This is a genomic window from Elstera sp. (assembly GCF_044372965.1).
GTDB lineage: Bacteria > Pseudomonadota > Alphaproteobacteria > Elsterales > Elsteraceae > Elstera.
Genome location: NZ_JBILQX010000264.1, coordinates 1 through 3,625 on the forward strand (window position 1 = coordinate 1; position 3,625 = coordinate 3,625).

The following is a 3,625-nucleotide window of genomic DNA, read 5'->3' on the forward strand; positions in this document are numbered from 1 at the left end:
CGGGCCGGGCCGCCTGCTGCATAGCAGTGTCACCGATCTAGCCGATTGCGCCGCCGAAACCCTCAGCCCCACCCATCTTGAGCGGCGCAAACTGCTCGATCCCCGCGCGAGTTCCGAGTTGGTCGACGCCGCCCTACTCATGCTGCGCCGGTCGCAACATCACGCAACTTTGCTGGGCCGAAAAACCGCCCTGGAGCGTGTCGCCTATGCCGTGCTCGACCTTGCCGATCAATTCGGCGCGCGGGTCCGGGGCCTCGCCTATGCCGAGGTGATTTTCCGCCTGCATCTTACCCGCGCCGATCTGGCCGATTGGTTGGGCCTCACCGGCGAGACCGTGAGCCGCTGCCTCAATGCCCTCAAACGGCAGGAGATCATCGGGTTCGACACACCCGAAATCATCACCATCAAAAACCTTAAAACCCTGGAAGCCGCGACGGGGGGCGAGCGCCCCTCGTTCATGGCCAAGGGGCTGCGCCTTCAAACCGAACCTTGAGAAAGGAAAACCCATGTCGACGACTCCCTCCGAAGATCGGCGGTTCTATGCAACTGCCTGGCGCTGGCATTTTTATGCGGGGCTTTATGTTGCCCCGTTCCTGATCATGCTCGCCGTCACCGGGCTGCTCATGCTGTGGTCGGCGGTATTGGTCGGCCGTGACGGCGAAAAGATTTATTCGGTCGCCCCACAGGCTACCACTGTTGCCGTTTCTGCCCAGGCTGCCGCCGCCGAAGCCGCCGTTACGGGCGGGAAAGCCGTTCAATACATCGCCCCGCGCACCGCTGAGCAGCCCGCTGTTTTCCGCGTGAATGGGGCCGCCGGGCCGCACATGGTCGCGGTCGACCCCTACACCGGCGCGGCGCTGGGGACGTGGGACCGGCGCTCGGGCATCTATGATCTCGCCAGTAAGATTCACGGCACGCTCTTCTTAGGCGATGTCGGCGATTGGCTAATCGAGATCGCCGCCGGGTTCGGTATCGTGCTGATCGTCACCGGCCTGTACATGTGGTGGCCGCGCGGCGGGCAGAGTTTTCGGGCGGTTTTGGTGCCTGATTTAGCGGCACGCGGGCGGGCGTTCTGGAAATCCTTACACATTACCGTTGGGGCTTATGCCGCTGTGATCCTGGCCGTGTTTCTGCTCACCGGCCTGACCTGGGCGGGCGTCTGGGGCGAGAAATTCACCCAAGCCTGGAGCACGTTCCCGGCGGAGAAATGGGACAATGTTCCCCTCTCGGATGAAACCCACGCCAGCATGAACCACGGCGGCGTTAAGGAAGTCCCCTGGACGCTGGAGCAAACGCCGATGCCCGCTTCCGGCTCAACCGCCGGGGCCGTGGGAATCGCGCCGGGCACACCGGTAACGCTCGATAGCGTTATTGCCTTTGCGCGGGTGCAAGGGTTCGACGGGCGCTTCCAACTGGCTTTCCCCAAGGGCGACAAGGGCGTTTGGACCCTCTCGCGCGATACGATGAGCAACGATAGCGCCGACCCAACCTCGGACCGCACGGTTCATCTTGATCGTTTCACCGGCAAAGTGCTGGCGGATGTCGACTTCGCCGCCTATGGGCTGGCGGGCAAAGCGATGGCTATCGGAATCGCCTTCCACGAGGGCGATATGGGCGTGTGGAATATCGCCCTGGTCACAGTTTTCTGCCTGTCGATCATTTTGATGTCGGTCAGCGGCATCATCATGTGGTGGCTGCGCCGCCCCCAGGGCGCAGGCAGGTTGGTGGCCCCGCGCGCCATGGCAGATATGCCGCTCTGGAAAACCGGCGCGATCGTCATGGTCGCCGCCTCGTTGCTGTTCCCGCTGTCCGGGGCCGTGCTGATTACGGTGCTGGTGCTGGATATGCTGTTGCTCTCGCGGATCAAACCCTTGAAGAAAGCGCTAAGCTAGAGAGAGCCCCCTCCTCGGCGTTCGTCGCCGGGGAGGGGGTTTTTTATGTCGGGGAACCGCAGGCCGGGTTGGTCCGCAGGCGCTGATCGGTCTGCGCGCTTTTAGCGCCCCCCGCCGCGTAATGGTCGATGGCGGCGTCCAGGCCCATGGCAGCTCAATTGTTTGGCATCATAGGGCCCTGCAAAGGCAAATTCGCCCGAAATCTCGAGTTTAACATCTCGAAAATCAAGCCGATCAAATAGTGAAATATTTATGTAAGGAAGTGGTGCCCAGAGCCGGGATCGAACCAGCGACACTGCGATTTTCAGTCGCATGCTCTACCAACTGAGCTATCTGGGCGCCCGTCGGAACGAAGGGGGGTATAGCCGAGGTTCCGGGGGGCTGTCTAGGTGTTTTCTCTCGGCACTCCTGCCCCGAATGGCGGTTTAATCGTCATCCGGGCGGGGTGTAGTTTCGCTAAAGGCTTCTGCCGCCTCATCTTCTTCCAAAGGCTGGCCCGGAACCCGATAGGATTCCGTCAACCAACGCCCCAGATCGAGCTGTTGGCAACGCTCCGAACAGAAAGGGCGAAAGCGCGGCTCGCTGGGGCGGTTGCACAGCGGGCAGCCGCCCCCGACGCGGATCGACACGGGCTCGAACACGGTCATGATACGGGTCTCTCCTCTAAACAGAAGCGCGGGGCCTGCCCCAAGCGCGCCGTTGCCGCTGCGCGGGCCGCCTGCCCTTGCGGCGTTTCCAGCCAAGCTAGAACGGGCGCAGGAACGGCAATAGGGGCGCGCATCTCACCGGTGTAAACCAGCCGGCGCAGGGCGGCGAGGGCGTGCCCTTCCGGCCCCAGCAGCAAATCGCGCAGGGGCGGCCCTCGGTGCGGGCGGGTGAGTTCGATCAACCCGCCGCGCGTCGGCCCCAACAGGTCGGTTGCGACGGGATCGCGCGCCAACTGGCTTTTGAAGGGGTCCAGCGCCCGGTTGAGCGCGCTTGTCGGCAAGCGGGGGGGATCGATGACGATCAGGCCACCCACGCCACGCAGACGCAGTTGCCGCGCGATTTCGATAAGGCAGGCTGTTACCAGCCCCTCCGGCGGGCGCGTATCGCCGCCTTTATCGATATCGATGGCCGTCAGCGCGCGGGTGGGCTCAATCGACAGCCGCGCGCCACCCGGCAAGGTCACATCGGGCGAACAGGCTTCCGCTAACTCCGCGTCAATCTCCAAACGCTCGAACGGATCGACCAACGCGGGGGCAATTTGCGGATCATAGCCTGCCGCGCGCAGTTCCGGGGCCAGCGTGAGGGGCGCGATGATCGGGTCGGCTTTCGCCCCCAGCGCCGTAAGCACGCGCAGAACCGGCGCGGCGGCACCGCTGGCGGGACCGGGCGGGCCGTCGCGGCTAAGACCATCCGCCTGGGCGAGCAGCGCGACAAGCTCCTGCGCCAGCGACTTCCGGTAGAGGCCCGAGGCTGCGGGCAGCGCCGTCAGCCCGAACCCCGCCGCGAGCCGCTCGGAGGGCAAAAGCTCCGCCAGAACCGTCCGCAAGCGCGTGCGCTCGGCTTCCGGCAACTGCCGGGCGACGGAAAGCTCGCCCGTGCGCCCTTCCAGAAAAAACAGGGAGAGCCGCGTTCCGGCCCATTCCATCGACCGGGTCACGCCCATCGGCTTATCGCCGGAGGCCGCGCGGCTGACCTGCACCAGCAAGCGGGTGCCGAGCGGGAGGCTTGCCGCGCTCGTGCCACCC

The 3,625-nt window shown here is 64.6% G+C and carries 4 protein-coding genes and 1 tRNA gene; 2 read left to right on the plus strand and 3 right to left on the minus strand.

What is annotated here, in order from left to right; all coding sequences use genetic code 11:
* Window positions 1-493 (plus strand): helix-turn-helix domain-containing protein (locus tag ACIQ36_RS19225; protein WP_395832363.1); only part of this gene is annotated, 493 nt, incomplete at its 5' end.
* A gap of 13 nt (window positions 494-506) precedes the next feature.
* The gene (locus tag ACIQ36_RS19230; protein WP_395832365.1) at window positions 507-1,892 is read left to right on the plus strand and encodes a PepSY-associated TM helix domain-containing protein; all 1,386 of its coding nucleotides are present in this window, start codon (window positions 507-509) and stop codon (window positions 1,890-1,892) included.
* Window positions 1,893-2,155: 263 nt separating this feature from the next.
* Here the strand turns inward: ACIQ36_RS19230 and ACIQ36_RS19235 are convergent.
* The 3 genes from ACIQ36_RS19235 to ACIQ36_RS19245 form a co-directional block, all read right to left on the minus strand.
* Window positions 2,156-2,231: transfer RNA gene (locus ACIQ36_RS19235), tRNA-Phe, on the minus strand.
* 86 nt (window positions 2,232-2,317) lie between these two features.
* Window positions 2,318-2,539 carry a DNA gyrase inhibitor YacG gene (locus ACIQ36_RS19240; protein WP_395832367.1) on the minus strand — a complete coding sequence of 74 codons (222 nt, stop codon included), beginning with the start codon at window positions 2,537-2,539 and terminating at the stop codon, window positions 2,318-2,320.
* Window positions 2,536-3,625 (minus strand): ribonuclease E/G (locus tag ACIQ36_RS19245; RefSeq protein ID WP_395832369.1); only part of this gene is annotated, 1,090 nt, incomplete at its 5' end. The genes ACIQ36_RS19240 and ACIQ36_RS19245, both read right to left, overlap by 4 nt.